This is a genomic window from Candidatus Cloacimonadota bacterium (assembly GCA_011372345.1).
Classification (GTDB): Bacteria; Cloacimonadota; Cloacimonadia; order Cloacimonadales; family TCS61; genus DRTC01.
The window spans coordinates 1-1,867 of sequence record DRTC01000208.1; the positions used below are offsets into that span (position 1 = coordinate 1).

The 1,867-nt window shown below is 36.6% G+C and carries 1 protein-coding gene; it reads right to left on the reverse strand.

Features of this window, described 5'->3' with window-relative positions:
• The coding region (locus ENL20_04080) for a phenylalanine--tRNA ligase subunit beta (protein HHE37734.1) at positions 1–1,867 on the reverse strand (1,867 nt) is incomplete at both ends.

Genomic DNA, 1,867 nt, shown 5'->3' on the forward strand with positions numbered 1-1,867 from the left:
ATTCAGCAGCAATTTTTGTATCAAGCTTTCCAAAACTTCCCAGCTTAATCTTCTTCCATAAAACATCTGCTGCCTGTCCAGGCTGGTAGAAAGATTCATCGCTTTCAGTAAACTTCGCTTTAGAAATTCTAAGTTCTTCCAGAATTTCTTCCATGATTCCTTTTACATCAAAAAAATTAATATTTGCAGACTTCTCTTTCCAATAAACCGAATTGAGTGCTCCAGTTAAAATACCACTAACATGCAATCTCTCTGAAGCCAGCTTCTGATCTGTTCTCGTGAATGTTTTTGCCATTTCGAATAACTTAAGATTTTTCTGACCATGATTTAGATTATGCAAAGCATTTTTAAGAATTTGCGGAAGCAAAATTGGTCTCATTATCGAGAATCTGCTTCCCAGAGGATTGATCAGTTCTGCAAAATTTCTTCTCTCATCATTTACTGAAATATTAAGTTTATCCAAATCTTCAGGATCACCAAAATTCCAGTTGAGAACCTCAGAAAAACCATTCGCTGTTAAAATATCAGCGATCTTTCTGCGAGCATAAAATACTTCTCGGTTCATAACGCTTTGTGTTTTTAAGAGGGTATCAACATTGTTATAGCCATGCAGACGAATTATCTCTTCGATTAAATCAATTTCTCGGCTAAGATCTTTGCGATAAGCTGGAATGATAAACTGCAATAAATCATCTTCTTCAGAATTCAATTTAAGACCAAGAGCTTCCAGATAATTGATCAGTTTCTGATTAGTTACATCTATTGTTAAAAGTTTTTTAACTCTGGAAGGCCGAACTCCAACAATTACCTCACCTTTAGGATTTGGGAAAGAATCAAGTTTTCCATTCAGAAGTTTTCCACCGGCAACTTTCAAGATCAGTGCAGCAGCTCTTTGACTTACTATTTCAGCTGTTTCATCAGAAATATCTCTTTCAAAACGATATGAGGAATCTGTAGAAATATTTAATCTTCCAGCAGATTTTCGAATCGATGAATAAAGGAAATTTGCAGCTTCCAGAACAATATCTCTGGTAGTATCTGTAATGTGAGAATTTTCTCCACCGATAATTCCAGCTAAAGCAACTGGTTTGTTAGAATCGGCAATAACCAGATCAAAATCATTTAATGTATAAGTTTCTTCGTCAAGAGCAGGAAATTTTTCTCCACCCTTTGCCTTTCGAACTATAATTTCTTTATTTTCAAGAAGATGGTAATCAAACGCATGAAGCGGATGCCCATATTCCATCATTACAAAATTGGTTACATCAACTATATTGTTAATTGGCCTTAATCCAACTGAAACAAGTCTTTCTTTGAGCCAATTCGGTGATTCTTTAATTGTAACACCCTTGATCATTCTGGCTGTATATCGTGTACAAAGATCTGGAGCAAGATTTTGCAGTTTCAAACTATCTTCGATCGGTTCATCGCTTTCCATTATTTTAACTTCTGGAAGTTTAATGGGAAGATGTAATAAGGCCGAAAGATCTTTTGCAACACCGATCATTCCAAGTAGATCAGGACGATTGGGAGTGATCTCTACATCAAAAATCGTATCTTCCATTTTTAGAAAAGATGCTAATGTTTCACCAATGGGTGCTGAATCCGGCAAAATCATAATTCCATCGTGATTTTCTGATATTCCCAGTTCCTGTTCCGAGCAGATCATGCCAAAAGAAACTTCACCTCGCAGCTTAGCTTTCTTAATTTTGAAATCACCAATTTGTGTTCCAACCGGTGCAAAAGCAATTTTTTGATCTGTTGCGCAATTTGGTGCTCCGCAGATAACCTGAACCGTTTCCTTGCCGTCATCTACCTGGCAGATTGAAAGATGATCTGATCCCGGGTGATCCTTGCATTCCAAAAT